The sequence below is a fragment of the Streptomyces venezuelae genome (assembly GCF_008642295.1).
Classification (GTDB): Bacteria; Actinomycetota; Actinomycetes; order Streptomycetales; family Streptomycetaceae; genus Streptomyces; species Streptomyces venezuelae_C.
Genome location: NZ_CP029190.1, coordinates 447,387 through 471,218 on the forward strand (window position 1 = coordinate 447,387; position 23,832 = coordinate 471,218).

General features: G+C 74.6%; 17 protein-coding genes. 8 read left to right on the plus strand and 9 right to left on the minus strand.

Going from position 1 to position 23,832, the window contains the following annotated elements:
- Positions 1–252: 252 nt before the first annotated feature.
- Positions 253–1,578: a glycoside hydrolase family 18 protein gene (locus DEJ50_RS02140; RefSeq protein ID WP_150205710.1), complete on the plus strand. Its 1,326-nt coding sequence runs from the start codon at positions 253–255 to the stop codon at positions 1,576–1,578.
- Positions 1,579–1,659: 81 nt separating this feature from the next.
- Positions 1,660–2,862 carry a serpin family protein gene (locus DEJ50_RS02145; RefSeq protein WP_150205711.1) on the plus strand — a complete coding sequence of 401 codons (1,203 nt, stop codon included), beginning with the start codon at positions 1,660–1,662 and terminating at the stop codon, positions 2,860–2,862.
- A 16-nt stretch (positions 2,863–2,878) separates the two neighbouring features.
- Here the strand turns inward: DEJ50_RS02145 and DEJ50_RS02150 are convergent, their stop codons facing one another.
- From DEJ50_RS02150 to DEJ50_RS02160, 3 genes are all read right to left on the minus strand, one after another.
- Positions 2,879–3,862: a PfkB family carbohydrate kinase gene (locus DEJ50_RS02150; protein WP_150205712.1), complete on the minus strand. Its 984-nt coding sequence runs from the start codon at positions 3,860–3,862 to the stop codon at positions 2,879–2,881.
- Positions 3,859–4,593, minus strand: a complete 735-nt coding sequence (locus tag DEJ50_RS02155) for a bifunctional 4-hydroxy-2-oxoglutarate aldolase/2-dehydro-3-deoxy-phosphogluconate aldolase (protein WP_223837536.1) — start codon at positions 4,591–4,593, stop codon at positions 3,859–3,861. Before DEJ50_RS02155 ends, DEJ50_RS02150 begins: the two co-directional genes overlap by 4 nt.
- Positions 4,594–4,683: 90 nt before the next feature.
- The gene (locus tag DEJ50_RS02160; RefSeq protein WP_150205713.1) at positions 4,684–6,885 is read right to left on the minus strand and encodes a tetratricopeptide repeat protein; all 2,202 of its coding nucleotides are present in this window, start codon (positions 6,883–6,885) and stop codon (positions 4,684–4,686) included.
- Between the two features lie 177 nt (positions 6,886–7,062).
- Here DEJ50_RS02160 and DEJ50_RS02165 point away from each other — a divergent pair, with 177 nt between their 5' ends.
- Together DEJ50_RS02165 and DEJ50_RS02170 are read left to right on the plus strand one after the other, a co-directional pair.
- On the plus strand, positions 7,063–8,889 hold the full coding sequence (locus DEJ50_RS02165) for a sigma-70 family RNA polymerase sigma factor (RefSeq protein WP_150205714.1): 1,827 nt from the start codon (positions 7,063–7,065) through the stop codon (positions 8,887–8,889).
- Positions 8,890–9,033: 144 nt separating this feature from the next.
- Positions 9,034–11,586 (plus strand): DEAD/DEAH box helicase, encoded by a 2,553-nt coding sequence (locus DEJ50_RS02170; RefSeq protein ID WP_150205715.1) that lies wholly within the window; start codon positions 9,034–9,036, stop codon positions 11,584–11,586.
- 720 nt (positions 11,587–12,306) lie between these two features.
- Here DEJ50_RS02170 and DEJ50_RS02175 read toward each other — a convergent pair.
- Positions 12,307–13,704 (minus strand): glutamate decarboxylase, encoded by a 1,398-nt coding sequence (locus DEJ50_RS02175; protein WP_150205716.1) that lies wholly within the window; start codon positions 13,702–13,704, stop codon positions 12,307–12,309.
- Between the two features lie 247 nt (positions 13,705–13,951).
- Between DEJ50_RS02175 and melC1 the strand changes: the two genes are divergently transcribed.
- Both melC1 and melC2 read left to right on the plus strand, forming a co-directional pair.
- Positions 13,952–14,389, plus strand: a complete 438-nt coding sequence (gene melC1, locus DEJ50_RS02180) for an apotyrosinase chaperone MelC1 (RefSeq protein WP_150205717.1) — start codon at positions 13,952–13,954, stop codon at positions 14,387–14,389.
- Positions 14,386–15,240: a tyrosinase MelC2 gene (gene melC2, locus DEJ50_RS02185; RefSeq protein WP_150205718.1), complete on the plus strand. Its 855-nt coding sequence runs from the start codon at positions 14,386–14,388 to the stop codon at positions 15,238–15,240. Before melC1 ends, melC2 begins: the two co-directional genes overlap by 4 nt.
- Here the strand turns inward: melC2 and DEJ50_RS02190 are convergent.
- Positions 15,189–15,947 (minus strand): response regulator, encoded by a 759-nt coding sequence (locus DEJ50_RS02190; RefSeq protein WP_223837537.1) that lies wholly within the window; start codon positions 15,945–15,947, stop codon positions 15,189–15,191. The two genes, melC2 and DEJ50_RS02190, sit on opposite strands and share 52 nt — an antisense overlap.
- Positions 15,944–17,578, minus strand: a complete 1,635-nt coding sequence (locus DEJ50_RS02195; RefSeq protein WP_150205719.1) for a sensor histidine kinase — start codon at positions 17,576–17,578, stop codon at positions 15,944–15,946. The genes DEJ50_RS02190 and DEJ50_RS02195 overlap by 4 nt, the downstream gene beginning before the upstream one ends.
- A 117-nt stretch (positions 17,579–17,695) precedes the next feature.
- Here DEJ50_RS02195 and DEJ50_RS02200 point away from each other — a divergent pair, with 117 nt between their 5' ends.
- Entirely contained in the window at positions 17,696–19,123 is a 1,428-nt protein-coding gene (locus DEJ50_RS02200; RefSeq protein WP_223837538.1) for a cation:dicarboxylate symporter family transporter, read from the plus strand.
- Between the two features lie 297 nt (positions 19,124–19,420).
- Positions 19,421–21,235, plus strand: a complete 1,815-nt coding sequence (locus tag DEJ50_RS02205; protein ID WP_223837539.1) for a S8 family serine peptidase — start codon at positions 19,421–19,423, stop codon at positions 21,233–21,235.
- A 67-nt stretch (positions 21,236–21,302) separates the two neighbouring features.
- On the opposite strand, the gene DEJ50_RS02210 is transcribed toward DEJ50_RS02205, so the two are convergent.
- Genes DEJ50_RS02210 through DEJ50_RS02220 form a run of 3 tightly spaced genes read right to left on the minus strand, consistent with a single transcriptional unit; the run spans position 21,303 to position 23,729 of the window.
- Positions 21,303–22,004: a (2Fe-2S)-binding protein gene (locus DEJ50_RS02210; protein ID WP_150205721.1), complete on the minus strand. Its 702-nt coding sequence runs from the start codon at positions 22,002–22,004 to the stop codon at positions 21,303–21,305.
- A gap of 32 nt (positions 22,005–22,036) precedes the next feature.
- A complete protein-coding gene (locus DEJ50_RS02215) occupies positions 22,037–22,450 on the minus strand; it encodes a VOC family protein (RefSeq protein WP_223837540.1) in 414 nt (137 codons plus the stop codon).
- 28 nt (positions 22,451–22,478) lie between these two features.
- A complete protein-coding gene (locus DEJ50_RS02220; protein ID WP_150205723.1) occupies positions 22,479–23,729 on the minus strand; it encodes an MFS transporter in 1,251 nt (416 codons plus the stop codon).
- Between the last annotated feature and the right edge of the window lie 103 nt (positions 23,730–23,832).

A 23,832-nucleotide genomic window follows, 5' to 3' on the forward strand; every position in this document is an offset into this window, starting at 1 on the left:
ACCCGGATTTCGTCCATCGGGCCGGGTGCAAGCCGGGTGCGGGGGCGGGCGCGAGGCGGGCGGCGCGGGCCGCTGCCGGTCCGGTGCGGACCACCGGCAACAGGTGTGATACCCACCACAGTTCGCCGTTCGTGTCACTCTCCGGCACCCCTCTTGACCCAGCTGGTCCAGACCAATAGTTTCCGGCGTGGACCTTGCAACGCCCGCACGACGCACGACGCATACTCCCCGCATCCTCAGCAAAGGAAGCCCATGCGCCGCAGCATGCTCGGCAGGCTGGCCGTCGCCGCCTGTTCCCTCTCCCTGCTGGCCGCCTTCGCGCCCGCGGCCAGCGCCGATGCCGATGCCCGGACCGGCCACGGCCGTTCCCTCAAGCGCGTCGGCTACTTCACCCAGTGGGGCGTCTACGGACGCGACTTCCAGGTGCAGGACCTCGACACCAGCGGCACCGCCGCCAAGCTCACGCACATCAACTACGCCTTCGGCAACGTCAGTCCGGACGGCAAGTGCTTCACCGGGAACGTGCCGGGCGAGGCCGACGCCTGGGCCGACTACGTCCGGCCGCTGGCTGCGTCCGACTCGGTCGACGGGGTCGCCGACGACTGGCAGCAGCCGGTCGCAGGCAACTTCAACCAGCTGCGCGAGCTCAAGGCCAAGTACCCGCACCTCAAGGTGCTGATCTCGCTGGGCGGCTGGAGCTGGTCCACCCACTTCTCGGACGCCGCCCTCACCCCCGCCTCCCGCAAGGCCTTCGTCGCCTCCTGCATCGACCTCTACCTCAAGGGGAACCTGCCGCAGGACGGCAGCCGCGGCGGCCCCGGCTCGGCGGCCGGCATCTTCGACGGCATCGACCTCGACTGGGAGTGGCCCGGCTCCGAGGGCGACACCGACACGAAGTTCCGCCCGGAGGACAAGCGCAACTTCACTGCCCTGGTCGGCGAGTTCCGCAGCCAGCTGGATGCGTACGGGCGCACCCAGCAGCGGCGGTACGAGCTGTCGGCCTTTGTGCCGACCGCTCCCGCGAAGATCGATGCCGGCTTCGAGGTCCGCCGGATCATGCGGGACCTCGATTTCGTCACCCTCCAGGGCTACGACTTCCATGTGTCGGGTGAGAAGACCACCGCCCAGCAGTCCGCCCTGTACGCGCGCGGCGACTTCAGCGTGGACGGCACCGTGGACGCCTGGCTGCGGCGCGGGGCGCCCGCGCACAAGCTGGTGATGGGCATGCCGTTCTACGGGCAGGGCTGGACCGGTGTGAGCGGCGGCGGGGACGGTATGGGGCAGCCCGCGACCGGACCGGCCCCGGCCACCTGGGCGGCGGGGTACGAGGACTACAAGGCGCTGAAGAAGCTGGCCGAGGGCGGCACCTACCAGGTCCACCGGGACCGGCGCGGCGGGCACGCCTGGCTGTTCGACGGCACCACCCTGTGGACATACGACGATCCGCAGGTGCTGCGTACGAAGTCGGCGTACATCCGTGAACACGGCCTGGGCGGGGCGATGTTCTGGTCGCTGGACGCGGACACCGCGGACGGGGAGCTGATCACCGCCGTCGACCGGGGCCTGCGAGGCCGCTGAATCCGGTGCCATGGACCGGCGCCGCCGGGCCGCGGGAAATGCCCCGGCCCGGCGGTGCCTTCACCCCGTACTCTCCCCGGCATGAGAACGACGACAACGCGCGCGGTCAACCGGCTCACGGCCCGCTGGGCCCGCGAAGCGGCCGAGGCCGGCGGCGGGACCGTGGTGACGGCGGCCGGCGTGTGGCCGCTGCTGGCCCTGCTCGCGGACGGCGCGGCCGGACCGGCCCGCACCGAACTGGCGGAAGCGCTCGGCATACCCGCCGAGGCGGCGGCCGAGGCGGCCCGCGAGCTGCTGGCCGGGCTGGCCGGAGTACGGGGTCTGGAGACGGCCACCGGGCTGTGGGCGCGGCGGGACCTGCCCCTGGAGGAGCCCTGGACGGCCGGTCTGCCGCCCGGCACCCGCGGGGAGTTGACCGGGGAGCCGGACACGGACCGGGCGGTCCTCGACCACTGGGCGGCGGAGCACACCGGCGGGCTGATCGACCGGATGCCGGTGCCGGTGTTCCCGGACACCTTGCTGGTGCTCGCCTCCGCGCTCGCCCTGCAGCTCACCTGGCTCCAGCCGTTCACCGAGCGCCCCCGGCCGATCACCGCGGGGCCCTGGGCCGGACGGACGGTCCGTGGCCTCGGCCGCTGGACCTCGCTGCTGGACCGGGTGCGGGTCGCCGACACCACCGCCGGTCCGCTGACCCTGCTGGAGGTGGTGGGCGACGGCGGGGTCGACGTCCACCTCGTCCTGGGCGAGCCCGCGGCCGGCCCGGGGGAGGTGCTGGCCGAGGGCATTGCGGCCGTGACCGGGGGCGGCGGCGGGGCCGGCGCCCGACCGGTGGCCGGGTCCGCGCTGCCGGAGGGAACTCCCGGTCCGGGACTGGACATCCGTAGGGAACTGTCGTACTCCCCCGAGCCTCGGCTGGCCGTACAGACGGTGGCGTTCTCCGTCGAGGCCCAGCACGATCTGCTGGCGCAGGCACGGCTGTTCGGCCTGGAGACGGCCTCCGACGACCGTTTCGGGCATTTCCCCGGCATCAGCGGCAAGCCGATGGCCATCGGCGCCGCGGCGCAGTCGGCGCTGGCCCGGTTCCACGCCGAGGGCTTCGAGGCGGCGGCCGTCACCGCCGTCGCGATGGCGCCCGGCGGCGCAGCCCCGCCGCGCCCGCGGTACCGGACCCGCCGGATCGGCCTGGTCATCGACCGCCCCTTCGGCTTCCTCGCCGTCCACCGCACCTCGAAGCTGGTCCTGGCGGCGGGCTGGGTCGCCGATCCGCTGCCCGGCTCCTGGTGAGGCCGGCGCGGACGGGTCAGTCCGGGCCGGCCTGTCTGCGGGCCAGGGCGGCGGTGTCCCCGAAGGCGGGAACGAGTCCGGTGCCGCCCCGCCCGGACACCGAGAGGGAGGCCGCCGCCACGCCGTAGGCGACGGCATCCGCAAGGGTGTCGCCCAGGGCCAGCCGTGCGGTTGTTGTGCCGGTGAAGCAGTCCCCGGCCCCGGTGGCGTCCACCGGGGCCGGATTGGCCGGGACCGGGAGGTACCGGGCCCCGGCCCCGTCGTGCAGCAGCAGCCGTCCGGAGCCGGCGGTCACCGCCACCGTACGGGCGCCCAGCCGGCGGTAGCGGGCGGCGGCCTCCCCGGGGTCGTCGGTGCCGACCAGGGCCAGGGCGTCGGCCGGGCAGGAGGTCTTGAGGAGTCCGGTGCGCGGGGCGACCCGGGCGAGCAGTTCCCGTGCCTCGGACCGGCTGGTGAGCCGGGAACGGAAGTTGGGATCGTACGAGAGGTGCCCGCCGGCCCGGTGCACGGCCTCGGCGGCGGCCAGCACCGCCTCGCGGCTGCTCGGCGAGAGCGCCCCGGTGATCCCGCTGGTGATCAGGGCCGGGGTGGTGGTGAGCAGGTCCTGCCAGGACTCGATGTGGGCGCGCGAGAGGGTGGAACCGGCGCTGCCGGTGCGCCAGTAGACAAAGGCGCGGTCGCCCTCGGTGTCGGCGGACAGCAGGTAGGCCCCGTTGGGGCGGGGGGCACGGCGTACATGCGCGACGTCGATGCCGAGTCCGGCCGCCCGGTGCAGCAGCGGCCCGCTCAGTTCGTCCTCGCCGACCACGGCGAGCAGGGCGGTACGGGCCCCGGCGGCGACGGCGGCAGCCGCGGCGTTGAGCGCGTCGCCGGAGTAGGAGATCCGGGCGCCGGTGCCGTCGACGGCGCTGTGCAGGGCGGTGCCGGCCTGGACCTCGACCAGTACCTCGCCGAGCACCAGCACGTCGTACGGGCCGGCCGGCGTCGTGAGCCCTCTCACCGCCACCGCCCGGGCTCGGGCTCGGACTCGGCCCCGGGCTCGGGCACGGCCAGGTCGGCGAAGAGGGCGGCCAGTTCGGCGGGGCGGTCCGGCAGGCCACTGCCGATGCCGACGGCGCCGGCCCCCGCGTCGAGCCAGTCCCGGACCTCGGCGGGCCGGATGCCGCCGGTCGGCAGGATCAGCGCCGAAGGCAGGACGGCGGTGAGGGAGCGGATGAACTGCGGACCGCCGACATGGGCCGGAAAGACCTTGGCGGCGCCGGCCGCCCGGACCGCCGCGGCGATCTCCCCGGGGGTGAACCCGCCCTCGATGAAGACGGCGTGACGGCGCCGCGCCACCGCGCGCACCTCGGGGGCGGGATGGGGCGAGACCAGGAATCCGGCACCGGCGTCCAGCGCGGCCTCGGCCTGCTCGGCTCCGGTCACCGTGCCGACCCCGATCAGGGCGGGCCGGCCGTGGGCGTCGGCGAGCGGGACGGTCCGGGCGACGGCCTCGGCCCAGCCGGGGGTGGAGGTGGTCAGTTCCACGGCGCGGCAGCCGGCGGCGAGCAGAGCGGTGGTCCGCCGGACGGCCTGCTCCGCGTCGGGGGTGCGCAGCACCGGCAGCAGCCGCTGGGCGGCGATGACCGCGTACGGATGGCAGGCCCCGGGCCCCGGCACGGAACCCGGAACGGAACCGGGCACGAAATCCGGTGCGGAACCCGGCATGGAGCGCGGCTTGGAACCCGACAAGGACCCTCCCTTTCGTTCCACGCAGTGGAACTGGGCATCACACACCGGAACGTGCTGGTATAGACCATACGCAATGGCCCGCGCCCGCGGCTATGGCCGCCCCGGCTCCGCTGCCCTGAGGCCGGCCAACAGCTCCCGGGCCAGCCGGAGATGGCGGTGGCCGGGCTCCAGTACGGCCTCGGCCTCCGCCAGGGCCCCGAGGAGCAGGGCACGGGCCGGTGCCGGCCGCCCTCCGACGGCCAGCGCCCGGGCCCATTCCAGCCGCGCGTACAGGGCGTGCGGGTGGTCGGCGCCGAGCAGCCGGGTACGGTCGGCGGCGAGGGATTCCCAGGCGGCGGCAGCCTCCGCGGTACGGCCGGCCCGGGCAGCCAGGTCCGCCTGGCTGGCCCGGATGGCCAGGGTGTGCGGGTCGTCGGGGCCGAGGCTGCGCAGGGCGTCGGCGAGCAGTGCGTCCAGACTGCGGGCCGTCTCGGCCGGGCGCCGGTCCTCGAACCAGATCAGGCCGCGCCGGGTGGCCAGTACCTGCGCGTGGTCCGGCCCCTGGACCCGCAGCCGGTCGGCGAGCAGCCGGGTCAGCTGCCGGGCGGCCTCGGCCCGGTACCCGGCCTCGCCGGTGAAGTACGCGAGTTGGTGGCGGGCCGCCAGGGTGTCGGGGTGGTCCGGGCCGAGGACCGCGGCGGTGTCGGCGGCCAGGGCGGCGAACCGCTCGGCGGCGGCGGGGGCGTCCCCGGCCTCGCCGGTGAAGTAGGCCAGTTGGTGGCGGGCGGCCAGGGTGTCGGGGTGCCGGGGGCCGAGCCGGGCCTCACGGCGGTGGGTGACCCCGGCCAGGTCGGCCGCCGCACGGCGCGGCCGGCCGGCGTCGCCGACCGCGATGGCGAGCAGGAAGTCGGCTCCGGGCACCCGGCCCCGGCGGGCCTTGGCCAGCGCCTGGGCGGCCCGGGCGAGCCGGGATTCCTGGTGGGCGAGCAGGCCCATGTCATAGGCCTCGGCCGGCTCCACCCGGGCGAGCAGGGCCTGCCACAGGTGGTCGGGCACCGGAGCCAGGCCCGGGTCCCCGAGCAGGTAGTCGAAGGCGGTGTAGCCCTGGGTGTAGTTGCCGATCAGCAGGCCGCTGGTGGCGTAGGCGGCGGTACAGGCCCAGGCCATGGCGTCCGGGAAGGGCTCCGGCTGGAGGTCGCCGCCGCCGCGGGCGGTGAGGTAGGGCGGGTGGAGGTCGCGGAGCCAGTCCCGGCTGACCGGGCGGCGCAGTCCGGCCCGCCGGCAGTCCACCGCCGCAGCCACCAGCGCCGCGCCGCGCGGATTGGCGCCGGGCGCCCAGGCGTTGTGCCAGGAGGCGAGCAGCTCGGGTCCTGCGGCGAGCACTTCGGCGATCCCGAAGCGTTCGCCGGCCCGCAGCGCGGTGCCGATCCGTGGGTCGTCGGCCTGGGCGGCGGCCCGGCGGCGCTCCTCCGGCGTCCAGTGCCGGTTCAGCCGTACCACGGCGGCCAGGTGCAGCACCTCCCGCTGGGCCCGCCAGGCGTCCCGGTCGGAGCCGGTCAGCCGGCTCTCCTCGCGGGCCTCGTAACGTCGGTGTTCCTGGGAGCGCAGGGTGGCGATCACCACACGTCGGCCGGGCGGCCCGGCGAGCAGCGCGGTCAGCCGGCCGGCGTCCAGGCCTTCGGCGCCGAGGAAGTCCTCCAGGTCGTCCAGCCAGAGCACCGCTCGCCGACGGCGCGCGGCGGTGCGCAACGCCTCGGGCAGGGCGGCCCGGTTCAGCGGGCGGACGAAGGCGTGCCGTGGGTACAGCATCCGGGCCACCTCGTAGGCGAGCCGGGTCTTGCCGGCCGTGGACTCCCCCACCACGAGGACGAACCCGGACCGGCCGAGGGCCTCGCGTAGCCGGGGCTCGGCATCGCGCCGGATGTAGGCGGGCGAGGCCGGTGAGCCGGTTGAGCCGGAGGCTACGGGGAACGCGGCGGAACCGGCGGATAAGCCGGTGGCCGGGCTCGGGTCGGCAGGGTGGGCGCCGGCCTGCTCCGGCCGGTCGAGTTGGCCGGTCCGGGGTATCCGGCCGCCGGGGGTGCGCAGCAGCGCGCCGCGGCCGGCCGCGGGGTTTTCGGCCGGGCGGAGCCGTTCCGCGGCCAGCCCGGACAGCGTGGTCACGGCCGCCCCGATGCCGGTGGCCCAGGCCCCGGAGGTCCACAGGGAGGCGAGGGCGAGCGCGCCCGCGCCCAATCCCACCGCTGCGAGATAGGCCGGCCAGCCCCGCGCACGACCGGTCTCCCGCCGTCCCCGTACGAGCAACACCGGCATGCCGCCCCCCACACGCGTCCCGTGGCCGCCGCTCCTCATGATGACCCCGTGTGCGCGTTCGGTACCCCGTCCGGTCCGCATCCAGTCCGACAATCCGATAACTGTTATCCGGGACCCTCTCGACGGTCTCCCAGGTATTGGGCATCATCGACCGGCGCCACGGACAGGGATCGACACATGAGCACAGAGCACGGCACGGCAGCACTCACGGCACTCGTCGCGGCAGCCCGCGAGGGTGACCCGCGGGCCCAGGACGAGCTCGTCAGCACCCATCTGCCCCTCGTCTACAACATCGTCGGGCGGGCCCTGGGCGGTTCCTGCGATGTGGACGACGTCGTCCAGGACACCATGCTGCGGGCGCTGGACGGGCTCGGCGGTCTGCGCGCCCCGGAGAGCTTCCGGTCCTGGCTGGTGGCGATCACCATGAACCGGGTCCGGGCGCACTGGCGGGAGCGGGAGTTCGGGCCGTCCGGCCTGGAGGGAACCGAGGAACTCGCCGACCCGGGCGCCGACTTCGTCGACCTCACCGTGGTACGGCTCCAGCTGGCCGGACAGCGGCAGGAGACCGCCCGGGCCACCCGCTGGCTGGAGCCGGACGACCGGGGACTGCTGTCGCTGTGGTGGCTGGAGTGCGCGGGCGAGCTGACCCGGCCGGAGGTCGCGGAGGCGCTGGGGCTGTCCCCGCAGCACACCGCGGTCCGGGTGCAGCGGATGAAGGCGCAGCTGGAGGCGGCCCGGGTGGTCGTACGGACGCTGGACGCGGTCCCGCCCTGCCCGGACCTGCGGCCGATGCTGTCGGCCTGGGACGGCCGGCCGTCGGCGCTGTGGCGCAAGCGGATAGCCCGGCATGCGCGGGACTGCGTGCGCTGCGCCGGCCTGTGGAACGGCCTGGTCCCGGCGGAGGGCCTGCTGGCGGGCCTGGCCCTGGTCCCGGTGTCGATGGCCCTGCTGTCGGGCGTACGCTCGGCCGCCGCCGGATTCGCCCCGGCGGGCACGGCGTCCTACGCCGATCCGGGTACGGCGGCCTACTCCGATCCGGACGCCGTGGGCTACGCCGACCCGAACACGCTCGCGTACGCCGATCCGGCCGCGGCCGGGTACGCCGGTCCGGACACGGTGGCGTACGGAGCCACGCCCGAGGCCGGGTACGCCGTCACCGGCAGCCCGGCCGGAGGCCACGGCACCGCCGAGGCCGGCCGGCACCGCGCGGGCGACGGCCGGGACGGCGTTCGGAGCACCGCCCGCAAGCGGCGGCAGAACCGGCGCCGGGCGGTCGGCGCGGCAGTGGTCGCGGCCTGCATGGCGAGCGGTGGCATCTGGTACCTCGGCACCGGGCCCGGGGACGGCGAGGACGAGGCCGCGTCGCGGACCCCCGCCTCCCCGCTCGCCGTGCTGACCGCTCCGGACGCCTCCCCCTCCGCGGCCTCGCCCTCCGGTTCCGCCGCCGCCTCGCCGTCCGCCTCCGCTTCTGCTTCCGCCTCGCCGTCCACCGGTACGAGCGCGTCCGCCCAGGCGGGCGCGTCCGGCAGCCCGAGCGCATCCAAGACCGCCGGCCCCGCCAAGACCTCCGCCAAGGCCGCCCCGCGCCCGTCCAGCCCTCTCCCGGCACCCCCCGCCCCGCAGGGCGATGCGGCCCAGGTGGTGGCCCTGGTCAACAAGGAGCGGGCGGCGGCCGGCTGCGGTCCGCTCAAGGACGACCCGCAGCTGCGGGCAGCCGCCCAGGGCCACTCCGACGACATGGCGGCCCGGGACTTCTTCTCGCACACCGCCCCGGGCGGCAGCGACCCCGGCGACCGCACCACCGCGGCCGGCTACCGCTGGTCCACGTACGGCGAGAACATCGCCAAGGGCCAGCAGACCCCGGAGCAGGTGATGGACTCCTGGATGAACAGCTCCGGGCACCGCGCCAACATCCTCAACTGCTCGTTCAAGGACATCGGCGTGGGCATCCGGAAGGGTTCCGGCGGCCCCTGGTGGACCCAGAACTTCGGCGCCAGGATGTGACCCGGAGGTGACGAGGTGCCCCGGAGGTTCGGGGCCGCCCCGCCGGGCGGCCTGCGCCCGTTCGCTTCGTTTTCGGTACAGGATGGAGACTGGAGCCGAAAAGGCTGATCACAGCGGGCGGGATCGGGGAACGGAGCGGGGACCATGGCGAGGAAGCAGCTCCGGCCGCACCAGCGGGAGGCCGTCGACGCGGTGCTCCGGGCCCTGGAGCTGCCGCCCGGCGGGCCGCTCCCGGCGGGCGGGCTGCGCACTCAGGTGATCATGGCCACCGGGTCCGGGAAGTCCCTGGTGGCCGTGCGGTCCGCCGAGGAACTGCGGGCCGCCCGGGTGCTGGTGCTCGTCCCGTCCCTCGATCTGCTGGTGCAGACCGGTGCCGCCTGGCGGGAGGGCGGCCGGTCCGGGCGGATGGCCGGGGTGTGCTCGCTGCGCGCCGAGGACGCGGGCTTCCCCACCACCACCGATCCGGCCGAACTGGCCGCACTGGCCTCCCGGGGCGGGCCGGCCGACCGGCTCACGGTCTTCGCCACGTACGCCTCGCTGGGACTGGGCACCCTGGAGCGGGCCCACCGGGCCGGGCTGCCGGCCTGGGACCTGGTGGTGGTGGACGAGGCGCACCGGACCTCGGGGCGGATCGGCAAGCCGTGGGCGGTGGTGCACGACAACCGCCGCATCCCGGCCGCCCGCCGGCTGTACATGACGGCGACGCCCCGGGTCTGGCGGGACCCCGAAGGCGCCGACGGCGGCGAGGCCGGTGAGGGCACCGGGGAGCCCGGCGGTCCGGGGTCCGGGCGGGGCGAGCTGGTCGCCTCGATGGAGGACGACCCGGACGGGCCGTTCGGCGCCCGCTGCCACACCCTGTCCCTGAGCGAGGCCATCGACCGGGGCATCTGTGCGCCGTACCGGGTCGTCTGCGTGGACGTCACCGACCCCGGCTTCCAGGCGGCCGTGCTGCTGGGCCCGGACGGCCGCTCGGACGCGGTGCGCGGCCCCCGGCTGGCCGCCCTGCAGACGGCCCTGCTGAAGGCGGCGGCCGACCAGGACTTCCGGCGGACCCTGGTCTTCCACCACCTCACCCGGGAGGCCGAGGCCTTTGCGGCCGGACTGCCGGCGGTCGCCGCGCGGCTGCGGCGGTCGAGCCGGGCGGTCCGGCCCGCCTACCCGCGGACGGTGTGGGCCGACTGGCTGTGCGGCCGGCATCCGGCGGCCCACCGGCGGCGGGTGCTGGACGCGTTCGCGGACCCGCGGGTGGCCGACCGGGCGTTCCTCGGGAGTGTGCGGGTGCTGGGTGAGGGGGTGGACACCCGGGAATGCGATTCCGTGTTCTGGGCGGACGTCCGCGGATCCATGCCCGATCTGGTGCAGGCGGTGGGGCGGGCGCTGCGGATCCGGCCGGGTGAGGGCAAGGTGGCTTCACTGGTGGTGCCGGTGCTGCTGGGCCCGGGCGAGTCTCCGGAGGCGATGCTGACCTCGCGGGCGTACGGGGATCTGGCCCGGCTGCTGGAGGCGCTGCGCGCGCACGACTCGCGGCTGGTGGAGGCGCTCGCCCAGCCGCAGGCGCAGAGCCGGACCCCCAAGGCGGTGCGGGAGTCGGGGTCGGGAGCCGGCGGCGCGGGCGCGGGTGCCGGTGCCGGTGCCGGTGCCGGGCCGGGCCGGGTCAGTGCGGAGGCGCAGGCCCTGCTGGCCTTCTCGGTACCGCGGGATCCGGCTCTGCTGGCGGCCTTCGTCCGGCTGCGGGTGCTGCATCCGGAGCGGGAGCACTGGCGGCGCGGGGTGGCGGCGGCGACCGTCTACCGGCGGCTGGCCGGGGACCTGAAGGTTCCGTTCGGCTTCCGGGCGCCCACGGGCAGGCCGGGCGCGCCGGATGCGGGTGGGCCGGGCGGCCCCGGCGGGCCCGGCGCGGAGGAGTGGCCGGCCCCGCTCGCCGGCTTCCCGCTCGGCCAGTGGATCGCCGACGCCCGGCGGACGTACCGGCGGGGCGGGCTCGGCGCGGAGCGGGTGGCCTCGCTGGATGCGCTCGGCATGGTGTGGAGCCATTTCGACGTGGCGTTCGACGAGGGGCTGGCCGCCGCCCGGGCCTGGGCGGCCGAACACGGTCATCTGCTGCCGCCGGCGGACGCCACCTGGAACGGGGCCCCGGTCGGGATCTGGATGAAGAACAACCGTGCCGCCGCCCGCCGCGGCGACTTCCCGGTGGAGCGCCGGGAGGCCCTGGACGAGATCGACGCATCCTGGTGCCCGGCCTGGGACATCGCCTGGCAGCGGGCCTTCCATCTGACCCGGGCCCTCCTCGCGGCGGGCGGCCCCCCGCCGGCCGGCCCGGGCGAGGCCGTGGTGCAGGGCGAGGACCTGGGCGCCTGGGTGCGCGCACAGCGGCTCGGCTGGGAGCGGCTGGGCTGGGCCCAGCGCTGGCTGCTGGAGCACGTCCTCGGGCTGTCGCCCGCAGCGGAGTCGGAGCGCCCGGAGCCGCGCCGCAGCCAGGCCGAGAAATGGGCGGCCCAACTGGCGGCGGCCCGGCAGTTCCAGGCGCGCGAGCAGCACCTGCGGGTGCCGCGGGGCCATGTGGAGCGGGTGGGCGAGCGGGACCTCCGGCTCGGCGCCTGGATCGCCAACCAGCGCTCCCGCGCCGCCACCCTCCCCCCTGAACGGGTCCGGCAACTGAACGCCCTCGGCATGCAGTGGCCGACCCAGCGCGGCTAGGCCCTGCCAGCCGGGCCATGCCATGACCCCCCGCACACCCCAGCCCTGCGCCCGGCCAAGCCCCCCGTCCCTCGCCACGGCACGTCGCCGGGCCGGACCACGCAGCTGCGACCGGCCAGGGCCCCGCCCGCGGCACCTGGCACGGCGCCTCGCCGTGCCAGGCCACGCCAGTACGTACGGTACGAGGGCATCCCCCGGCCCCGGGCCGGATGGCCCGAGGCGTCCGGTGCCGTGGATGGCGGGCCGCCGTGCAGTGCCGGGCCCGGCCCTGGCCCGCCGAACGTCCCAGCCCTCCGACCGGCCAGGGCCGGCCCGCGCCACCCGGCCCGGCACCTCGCCGGGCCGGACCACGCGGCTGCGACCGGCCTGGGCCCCGGCCGGCGGCACGGCACCTCGCCGTGCCGGGCCACGCCAGTGCGTCCCCCGGGCCGAGCCCCGGAAGCCGGCCGGGACGTCGGCGGCCGACGACAGCGCGGCTGGCCGCAGTGCCGGGCCCGGCCATGACCCGCCGGACACCCCAGCCCTCCGACCGGCCAGGGCCGGCCCGCGGCACCCGGCCCGGCACCTCGCCGGGCCGGGCCGGGCCACGCCAGCACGTCCCCGGGCCGAGCCCCGGGAAGCCCGCCGTGCACTGCCCGGCCCGCCAGGGCCGGCCGGCAGGGCCGCCTCCAGTGCCGGGCCCGGCCGGGCCGGCCGGCGCCGCCGGGCGGCCCGCTGGGCTCAGTGGTGGAAGCCGGACTGGCGCGGGGCTTCGGCGCCCGTGCCGCGGGGGCCCGTGGTGGTCAGGTGGTCGATGGCCCGGCGCATGTCCTCGACCAGCAGGGCGATCTGGTCCCGGGTCACCCCGTGCCGGATCAGCACGCGCTGGATGACCGTGTCGTCGCGGTCCGCGGGCAGCGGGTACGAGGGGACCTGCCAGCCGCGCATCCGCAGCCGGTCGGAGAGGTCGTACAGGCTGAACCCGGCGCCCTCCGGGTCGGTCAGGGCGTAGGAGACGGCGGGGAGGGCGCCCCGGCCGTCGTACAGCAGGGTGAAGGGCCCCAGTTCGGCGATCTGCGCGGCCAGGTACTGGGCGGTCTCGGCGCAGGCCTGCTGCACCCGGCGGTAGCCGCCGTGGCCGAGCCGCAGGAAGAGGTAGTACTGCGCGATGATCTCGCCGCCGGGACGGGAGAAGTTGAGGGCGAAGGTGGGCATGTTGCCGCCCAGGTAGTCGACCCGGAAGACCAGGTCCTCAGGCAGCAGGTCGGCGGTGCGCCAGACGATCCAGCCGACCCCGAGAGGGGCGAGGCCGTACTTGTGGCCGGAGGTGTTGACGGAGGCGACCCGGGGGAGGCGGAAGTCCCAGACCACGTCGGGGTGGAGGAAGGGCGCGACGAAGCCGCCGCTGGCCGCGTCCACGTGGATGGGGACGTCCCAGCCGTGGGCGGCCTGGATCCGGTCGAGTTCGGCCGCGATCTCGGCGACCGGTTCGTAGTCGCAGGTGTAGGTGACGCCGAGGATGGCCACCACTCCGATGGTGTTCTCGTCCACGTACTGGGCGAGCTGGTGCGGGCGCAGCCCGGTGGCGCCGGGCTCCACCGGGACCTGGCGGAGTTCCACGTCGAAGTACCGGGCGAACTTGTCCCAGCAGATCTGCACCGGGCCGCAGACCAGGTTGGGGCGGTCCACGGGCTTGCCCTCGGCGCGCCGCCGTTCCCGCCAGCGCCATTTGAGGGCGAGTCCGCCCAGCATGGCGGCTTCGCTGGAGCCGGTGGTGGAGCAGCCGGTGGCCGCGGTGCCGGGCGGGGCGTTCCACAGGTCGGCCAGGATGTTCACACAGCGGGCCTCGATCTCGGCGGTCTGCGGGTACTCGTCCTTGTCGATCATGTTCTTGTCGAGGCAGACGTCCATCAGCCGGCGGACCTCGTCGTCCGACCAGGTGGTGCAGAAGGTGGCGAGGTTCTGCGCCGCGTTGCCGTCGAGCAGCAGTTCGTTGCGGAGCAGCGAGTAGACCACCTCTGCGGGGGTGTGGTCCTCGGGCATGCGGTACTTCGGGAGCACCCGGCCGCTCATCGGGGAGGCGAACACGTCCGCGTCGGCGTCCAGAGCGCGGGGATCCTTCATCTCATGAAGTGCCATAGGTGGACTATATGGGACATTTCAACAACAGAGGCTTCCGGTCGACTCCGTGGTGTGAGCCCGCTCATCCCCACCCCCGCTCACCGGAGAATTTCCGGTCGGGTAGGCTCAGGCCGCAAGATCTTCCCACCCGGGCCACTGGAGCCGGTGCGGGCGGGAAGATCCTCAATCTTGTTCTATGGGCAACATATCCGCGGATGTCCGGATCTCCGCCAACTGCCCTGCGGGCCCTGGTACTTCTTCCCCCATGAACATGATCACCAGACGTCGGGCACTCGGCACCTCGGCCGCCACCCTCACGGCCCTCGGCCTCGCCACGACGGCCCACGCCGTCACCCTCGGCCACACCGCACCCTCCTCCTCGCCCTCCCCGGCGCCCGCCCCCGGCGCCACCGTGGCCGCCACCCCGCCGGGTGCGGTCGACGAGGTCTACCTCGGCCGCCGGATACAGATCACGCCCGCCGCGACGGGCGGGCACGGCGGCCACCACGGCGGCCACCACTCCCCCGACGGTCCCACGGTCCGGATAGACGGACGCGAGCTGCACGTGATGCGCAACGCCGACGGCACCTGGATCAGCGTGGTCAACCACTACGAGACGTTCCCCGAGGTGCGCGCGCTGGCCCGGGCCGCGGTCCGCGAGCTCCAGGGTGCCGCCCTCGTCCCGTTCGGCGGTGCGGCATGACCGTCCGCAAGAACCAGGCCACGCTGACGGCAGCGGAGAAGAAGAGCTTCACCAATGCCCTGCTGGAGCTCAAGCGGACCGGGGTCTACGACCGGTTCGTCACCACCCACAACGGGTTCATCACGGGCGACACCGACAACGGCGACCGGGTCGGCCACCGCTCCCCCTCCTTCCTCCCCTGGCACCGCCGCTTCCTGATCGAATTCGAGCAGGAGCTCCAGAAGGTGGACCCGGCGGTCGCCCTGCCCTACTGGGACTGGACCGCCGACCGCACCTCCCGCTCCTCGCTGTGGGCGGCCGACTTCCTCGGCGGCACCGGCCGCGCCCGCGACGGCCAGGTCATGGACGGGCCGTTCGCCTACTCCACCGGCAAGTGGGACATGAGGGTCCAGGTGGACGGGCGCCCGTACCTGCGCCGCGCGCTGGGCAGCGCGGTGGCCCAGCTGCCGACGAAGGCCGAGGTGGACAACGTCCTCGCCATGCCGGAGTACGACATGGCCCCGTGGAACAGCGCCTCCGGCGGCTTCCGCAACCACCTGGAGGGCTGGCGCGGCGCCAACCTGCACAACCGGGTGCACGTCTGGGTCGGCGGCCAGATGGGCACCGGGGTCTCGCCCAACGACCCGGTGTTCTGGATGCACCACGCCTACGTCGACAAACTGTGGGCGGACTGGCAGGCCCGGCACCCGCAGTCGCCGTACCTGCCGGCGGCCGGCACCGTGAACGTGGTGGACCTGCACGACACCATGCGGCCGTGGGGCAATGTCACCCCCGCCGACATGCTCGACCACCGGAAGTTCTACACGTTCGACACCGAGCCGGCCGCGCCGGCCTCCGGCACCCAGCGGTAGGTCAGTTCCGGGCGGCCCACCTGCCCGTACCGGGGTGCGCGTACCGCGCGCCCGGTGTCGACCAGATGCTCCAGGTAGCGGCGGGCGGTGATCCTCGACATGCCCGCCGCCTCCGCGGTCCCCGCCGAGGTGAGCCCGTCCGGGGCCGCCCTGAGCAGGGCGCCGACCCGGTCCAGGGTGGGGGCGCTCAGCCCCTTGGGCAGAGCGGCCGGGCGGGGCGCGCGCAGGGCGGCCAGCGCGCGGTCCACATCGTCCTGCCCGACCGCCTCGCCCGCGGCGGCACGGTACTCGGCGTAGCGGAGCAGCCGTTCGCGCAGGGTGGGGAAGGCGAAGGGCTTCAGTACGTACTGGACCACGCCGAGCGAGACGCTCTCGCGCACCACCGCGAGGTCCCGGGCCGAGGTCACCACGATCACGTCCGCCGGGTACCCGGCGGCCCGCAGGCCGCGCGCGAAGCGCAGCCCGTGGCCGTCGGGCAGGGTGAGGTCGAGCAGCAGCAGGTCCACCGGGGTGCGCTCCAGCACCCGGGACGCCTCGGCCAGTGAGTGGACGGCGCCGACGGCCGTGAAGCCCGGCACCCGGCCGACGTACAGGGCGTGCGCGGCGGCGGCGACGGGGTCGTCCTCGACCACGAGCACCCGCACCGCGGCCTCCGCGGGCACCGCCCGGCCGCCGCCGCTGCCGTCCTTCTCGCGGTCGCCGGTCATCCGTGGCCTCCTTCGGGGGTGCCGGTGCCGGTGCCGGCCGCCCGCCCCGGCACCGGGATCGCCGCCGGCAGTGGCAGCCGGACGGTGAACTCCGCTCCGCCGCCCGGGACTTCCGCGGCGGCCACGGTGCCCCCGTGCCGGTGTGCGGCCTGGCGGACCAGGGCGAGGCCGAGGCCCCGGTCCTCCCCCTTGCCGGACCAGCCGCGCCGGAAGACATCGGCGCCCTCGGGCAGCCCGGGGCCGTTGTCCGCCACCCGCAGCAGCAGGTCCCCGCCGTCCGGGCGGGCGGTCACGGTGATCCGCGCGCCCGGGGTGCCGGTCAGCGCATCGACAGCGTTGTCTATCAGGTTGCCCAGCACGGTGACCAGGTCCCGGGCCGGCAGCGCCCCGCCTCCCGCGGTCAGCCGCCGGCTGTCCGCGGTGACCACCAGCTCCACCCCCCGTTCGTGCGCCTGCGCGGCCTTGGCCAGCAGCAGGGCCGCCAGTACCGGTTCGTCCACCGCGGTGAGCACCTGGTCGGTGAGGGCCTGGGCCAGCTCCAGTTCGGCGGTGGCGAAGTCCACCGCCTCGGCGGTGCGGCCGAGTTCGACCAGCGAGACCACGGTGTGCAGCCGGTTGGCGGCCTCGTGCGCCTGGGAGCGCAGGGCCTGGGTGAAACCGCGCTCGTGGTCCAGTTCGCCGGTCAGCGCCTGGAGTTCGGTGTGGTCGCGCAGGGTCACCACGGTGCCGCGCCGGCCGCCGCCGGCCACCGGGGCGCTGTTCACGACGAGGACCCGGTCGGCGGTCAGATGGACCTCGTCCACCCGGGGCCGGTCGGCGAGCAGGGCGCCGGTGAGGGGAGCCGGCAGGCCGAGGTCGGCGACATTGCGGCCCACCACCTCGCCCCGGACCCCGAGCAGCTCCCGTCCGGCGTCGTTGACCAGGGAGATCCTGCGCTGCCCGTCGAGCATCAGCAGTCCTTCCCGGACGGCGTGCAGCGCGGCCTGGTGGTAGTCGTGCATCCGGCTGAGTTCGGCGGCGTTCATGCCGTGGGTGTGCCGGCGCAGCCGGGCGTTGATCACATGGGTGCCGGCCCCGCCGAGGGCGAGGGCGCCGGCCGCGACCCAGCCGAGCGCCGTGAGCTGGCCGCCGAGCCGGTCGCTGATCGCACGGACGGTGATGCCGGCGCTGACCAGGCCGGTGATCCGGTCGCCGTCGCGCACCGGGCTGACCACCCGGATGGACGGTCCGAGGGTGCCGGTGTAGGTCTCGGTGAAGGTCTTGCCGCGCAGGGCGGGCCCGGTGTTGCCGAGGAAGCGCTCGCCGATCCGGCGGGGATCGGGATGGGTCCAGCGCCGGCCGTCCGGGGCCATGATCGTGACGAAGTCCACGCCGGCGCCGGTGCGGACCTGCTCGGCGTACGGCTGGAGCACCGGCGTGGGGTCGGGTCCGCGTACGGCCTCCCGTACGGACGGGGAGTCGGCGACGGCCCGGGCGACGGCGCGCGCCTGGCGCCCGGCTGCCTCTTCCGCCTGGCGGCGTGCCGTGGCGTACGCGAACACCGCGCAGCAGGCGACCACCACCGCGACCAGCACGACCTGCATGGCGAACAGCTGTCCGGCCAGGCTGCGCGGACGGGGGATGCGGAACATGGCGCTCAGTGTGCACCGGACCGTGAACTCAATGAACGCAAGGGTGACCGGGGTCACAGGACTGGGCGATGGTCTCCCGGAACGCATTCGCACTACCTCGCAATACCAGGAGGCAACGTGGCCGCCCGCCGGGACAGAACCCACTATCTCTACATCGCGGTGATCGCCGCGGTGGTGCTCGGTGTCGTGACGGGCTTCGCTGCGCCCGGCGTGGCGGTCGAGCTGAAGCCGCTCGGCACCGGCTTTGTGAACCTGATCAAGATGATGATCTCGCCGGTGATCTTCTGCACGATCGTGCTGGGCGTCGGATCGGTCCGCAAGGCGGCCAAGGTCGGCGCGGTCGGCGGGCTGGCGCTCGGCTACTTCATGGTGATGTCGACCGTGGCGCTGGCGATCGGGCTGCTGGTGGGCAATCTGCTGGAGCCGGGCAGCGGACTGCACCTGACGGAGGCGGTGCGCAGCGCGGGCGAGGCCCAGGCGAAGGCGGGCGGTGCCGAGTCGACGGCGGACTTCCTGCTGGGGATCATCCCGAAGACCCTGGTGTCGGCCTTCACCGAGGGTGAGGTGCTGCAGACGCTGCTGGTGGCGCTGCTGTGCGGGTTCGCGCTCCAGGCCATGGGGGCCGCCGGCGAGCCGGTGCTGCGCGGGATCGGGCATGTGCAGCAGCTGGTCTTCCGGGTGCTGTCGATGATCATGTGGGCGGCGCCGGTGGGCGCGTTCGGTGCGATCGCGGCGGTGGTCGGTGCCACCGGCGTGGACGCGCTGAAGTCCCTTGCGGTGATCATGCTGGGCTTCTACGCGACCTGCCTGCTGTTCGTGTTCGTGGTGCTGGGCACGCTGCTGCGGGTGTGCACCGGGATCAGCGTGTTCGCGCTGCTGAAGTATCTGGGCCGGGAGTTCCTGCTGATCCTCTCGACCTCCTCCTCGGAGTCGGCGCTGCCGCGGCTGATCGCCAAGATGGAGCACCTGGGGGTGTCCAAGCCGGTCACCGGCATCACCGTGCCCACCGGCTACTCCTTCAACCTGGACGGTACGGCGATCTACCTCACCATGGCCTCGCTGTTCATCGCGGAGGCCATGGGCGATCCGCTGGCCCTCGGCGAGCAGATCTCGCTGCTGCTGTTCATGGTGATCGCCTCGAAGGGTGCGGCCGGGGTGACCGGTGCCGGGCTGGCGACCCTGGCGGGCGGCCTGCAGTCGCACCGGCCGGAACTCGTCGACGGGGTCGGGCTGATCGTGGGCATCGACCGGTTCATGAGCGAGGCGCGGGCCCTGACGAACTTCGCGGGCAATGCGGTGGCCACGGTGCTGGTGGGGACCTGGACCAAGGAGTTCGACCGAGCACGGGCGGCCGAAGTCCTGGCGGGCCGCCTCCCGTTCGACGAGGCCACCCTGCTCTCCGACGGCCACGGTCCGGCACCGGACGGGGACGGAACGGCCGGGCACGGCGACAGAACGGCCGACGACGGAACGGCCGGGCACGGACGCAACGAAGCGGGCCCGTCCGAGGCGCCCGCCGAGGCCAAGGACCCCGCTCGGGTCTGACCCCGCGGCTTCTCCGCAGGCGGCCGGCCGACCCGAACGGCCCCCCGTGGAGACCCCGGTGCACCGCCCTTCCCCTCCTCACAGGTGCACCGGCGGCCGGCCGGGCAGGGCTCGCCCCCATGGTGCCCCGCCCGGCCGGCCTCCCCCGTGAACGATCGTTTTCAGCCAGCCACGATGCAACTGACGTGCGCCGAAAGGTACTTCCGCCCGGGGGCATCCTTCTGCCATCTTGCGTCCACCACTCGTTTCGTACGACCCGGTAGGTGCCACCCGCACCCCGGGTCCTCGGAGGACGCATTGATACCCCACATATCCAGCCGCCCCCGACGCAGCCTCGCGGCCCTGGCCTCGATCGGTGCCGCCCTGACCCTCGCGGCTCCGGCCGCATTCGCCGACACCGCTCCCGTCTCCCCTTCCGGTGCACCCGCCGCGGCCTTCCGGTCCGCGGCACCGGCCGCACCGGCCGCGCCGACCGCCCAGAGCGCGACCTGGGCCGCCGGCACCCGCGCCTACCTGGTGATCACCGCTCCCGGTGACACCTCGGCGGTACGGTCCGCCGTCACGGCCAACGGCGGTACGGTCTTCTCGTACTTCGACGCCATCGGCGTGATCGTGGCCCACTCCACCTCCGGCACCTTCGCCACGACCATGCGCGGGGTCTCCGGGGTCCAGAAGGTCGGCGCCACCCGCACCTCCGACGTGCCGGCCGACGCCTACAACCCGGCCCTGCCCGCCAACCCGGCGCAGTCCGCGGCCCCTGCCACCGAGCCGGTCCGCGCCGACATGAGCCAGATCAAGGCCGACCAGGCCTGGGCCGTCACCACCGGTTCGCCCTCCGTCAAGGTGGGAATCCTGGACACCGGCGTGGACGACCAGCACCAGGACATCGCGCCGAACTTCAACGCCGCCGACTCGGTGTCCTGCGCGTACGGAAAACCCGACACCCGGGCCGGTGCCTGGCGGGACGTGGACCAGCACGGCACCCACGTGGCCGGCACGGTCGCGGCAGCCAAGAACGGCAAGGGCGCCATCGGCGTCGCCCCCGGTGTGAAGATCTCCTCGGTCCGTATCGCCGAGCCCGGCACCACGCTGTTCTTCCCCGAGAACACCATCTGTGGGTTCATGTGGGCCGGCGACCGCGGCTTCAAGGTCACCAACAACAGCTACTACACCGACCCGTGGCAGTTCAACTGCCCCAACAACCTTGACCAGGCCGCCATCCTGGAGGGTGTGGGCCGCGCCCAGAAGTACGCCGAGGGCAAGGGCTCGCTCCAGGTCGCCGCGGCCGGAAACGCCAACTACAACCTGGCGAACAAGACCACCGACACCGCGAGCCCGAACGACTCGACCCCGGTGACCCGCACCATCACCAACGACTGCCTCGACATCCCGGCCGAGCTGCCGGGCGTGGTCACGGTCGCGGCGAACGGCTCCGGCACCACCAAGGCCTCGTTCTCCAACTTCGGCCGCGACATCATCGAGGTGTCCGCTCCCGGCGAGGGCGTCTACAGCACCGTCCCCGGCGGCAAGTACTCCTCGCTGAGCGGTACGTCCATGGCCTCGCCGCACGTCGCGGGCGTGGCAGCGCTCCTGGCGAGCGTCAACCCCTCCCTCACCCCGGCCGACATCCGCGCCCGGCTGGCCACCCAGGCCAATGACATCGCCTGCCCGTCCGACAGCCGTTGCACCGGCACCACCGCCAACAACAGCTTCTTCGGCGAGGGCCAGGTCGACGCCCTGAAGGCGGTCGGCGGCTCCACCCCGCCGCCCGGGAAGTACTTCGAGAACACCGGCGATGTCGCGGTCGGCGACAACACCACCGTGGAGAGCCCGATCGCGGTCACCGGGGTGACCGGCAACGCTCCGGCCACCCTCAAGGTGGGCGTGGCCATCCAGCACACCTACATCGGTGACCTGAAGGTCGACCTGGTCGCGCCGGACGGCACCGTCTACACCCTGCACAACCGCAGCGGCGGCAGCACCGACAACATCAACCAGACCTACACGGTCAACGCCTCCGCCGAGGTGGCCAACGGCACCTGGAAGCTGCGCGTGAACGACAACGCCAACCAGGACACCGGCAAGATCGACGCCTGGAACCTCACCTTCTGAGAATCATGAGGTTCTGAGGTCCTGAGGGCCATCGGGGGCGGTGCAACTGCCTCCCGGTGGCCCTCACTCAGTTCTGCCGGCCGGTCCGCTGCCGGGTCCGCAGGACGCAGTCCCCGCAGAGGCCGCCGCCGGGCGCCCGGTAGTAGAGACAGCAACTGCGGCGGACGAACGCCACACCGAGGCCCTCCTCGTGGACGAAGGTGCCCGTCCCGGCGAGCGGTCCGTCCGCAAGGAGTCCGGCGACGACGCCCGCGGCGGCCCGCTCCGTGTCCGGCCTCCATTTGGTGAGCTCGCGCAGCGCGCCGACCAGCCCGGAGGCGGAGTTGCCGCGCAGGGTCTGCAGCGGCACCCGGTAGCCGACGCGCAGGGCCTGCTCCAGAACCGCGAGGTGGCGGAGGACCGTCTCCCCGAGCTCCTCGCCCGGCCGGGCCCCGGGTTCGGGCAGCCACAGCTCCACCGAACTCCCCTCGGGCAGCCGCCACCACACCCGTACCGGGTCCAGGTCGGGGGCCAGGCCGCTCAGCGCCACCGCCCCGAGGCCGAGGGACCACATCCGGGCCGCCAGCCCGAACTGCAGCGTGGACGCGGCCACCCGCGGCTCCGCCCCGCCCATCCGCCGGCCCACCTCGGCCACATAGCCGGCCAGGACCGGGCCGCCCCCGTAGAGCTCGGCCAGGGTCCGGAACCCGCCCCCGGACGGCGGCTCCGCCCCGCAGCGCACGGTGAAGAACGGCCCGGCCGTGCCGAGCCGGCGCAGTGTCTCTTCCATACCGAGACGGTATCCCCCGCCCCGGCCGGGGCCTACGCGGGCTCGTCCGGCCCCTCGGGACCCAGCATGTCGAGGTAGTGCGGGTTGGTCATGATGCCGAGGATGTTGCCGAAGGGGTCGGTGACCGAGGCCGTGACGAATCCCGCATCGCCCCAGGCCGTGACCGGCTGGTACTCCGAGGCGCCGAGGTCCAGCAGCCGCTTCAGGGTCGCCGCCAGGTCGTCCACGTGCCAGTACGCCACCACCCCGGCGGGGCCGCCGGCCGCGCCCGGCGGGGCGTACCGGGCGTCGACCAGGCCCAGTTCCTGCTGGTGGTCGCCGATCCGGAACTCGGCGTACCCGGGGCGCTCGAAGTACGGGCCGAAACCGAGCAGTTCGGTGTACCAGCGGATCGCGGCGGGGTGGTCCGCGGCCCAGAAGTTGATCGTGGCCAGTCCACGCAGCACAGCGTTCCTCCTCGGTTCCGACGACATGTCAGAACGACCTTACGACAGGCCGAACAGGCTGCCCGGCGCGCCCCTCGGCCGCCGCGGCGGCCCACCGTACCGCCGGCCCCATCGCGTACGAGGCGGCCAGGAAGACCGCGCCCAGCAGCAGCCAGCCCGGGATGCCCCAGAGCAGCAGCAGGGAGGTCAGGACCAGCGGCCCCAGGGTGCGGGCCACCGGGACACCGACGCCGAAGAAGCCCTGGTACTCCCCCATCCGGTCGGCCGGGGCCAGCCCGAAGCCGATCTGCCAGGAGCCCGCGGACTGCCGCATCTCGCCCGCCACCAGCAGGGCGGCGCCCAGCACCAGCAGCCCGCCGGCCGCCGTGGCCGAGCCGGGCAGGGCCGACAGGGCGAACACCGCGCAGCAGGCCAGCATGATCCGCCCCGAACCGCGCACGGCCGAACGGGCGCTCGCCAGATCCGTGACCGGGCGGGCCATCCGCACCTGAAACAGCATCACGGCCCCGGTGTTCAGCACGAACAGTGCCGACACCAGCCACCCCGGGGCCTGCGTACGCTCCACGATCCACAGCGGAAGGGCCAGGCTGAGCAGGGGCATCCGCAGCAGCAGCACCGCGTTCAGCAGGGTGACCACGGCGTACGGCCGGTCGCGCAGCACCGCCGCCCGCCGGGGTTCCGCAGCCGGACGCACCGGGGCCGGTGCGACCGCGGGCAGCCGCGCCAACAAGGCCGCGCACAGCAGGAATCCCAGGGCATCCAGCACGAACACCGCCCGGTACGCAGCCGCGCTGTCCACGCCCAGCGCCAGCCCGCCGGCCGCCGCCCCGAGCGCCAGCCCGGCGTTCAGCATGGCCTGGAGGTGGGCCAGGACCCCGGTGCGCCCGGCCGGCGGGACCAGCCCGGCCAGCAGGGCCTGCCGGGCGGCGGCCAGCCCGCACTGCGCGATCGCGTACCCGCAGGCGGCCAGCAGGAAGGGCCAGAAGGAGCGGATCGCCAGGAAGGAGGCGACCGCGGCGGCGGTGGCCAGGGCGAGCAGCACCGAGGTGCCGCGCGGGCCGCGGCGGTCGGCGAGCGCGCCCAGCGGGACCCCGGCCACCGAGCCCACCGCCCAGGCCACCGTCAGTCCGAGGCCGATCTGGGCGGGCGGGAGTCCGACCACACGGGTGAAGTACAGGGCCGAACATACGTAGTAGGCACCGTCACCGACAGAATTGCTCAGCTGAGCGGCGGCCAGTCGGCGCGGCGCTCCGGGCGGGGGCAGGATCCGTATCGTCACCCCCTGATCACACCAGAGTCATGGCCCAGCCGGCAGAGCCATTTCGCTCCGGGTTCGGTGGGCCATTTCCGGGGCTTCGGCGACGTCTCCGGCCGGTGCCCGG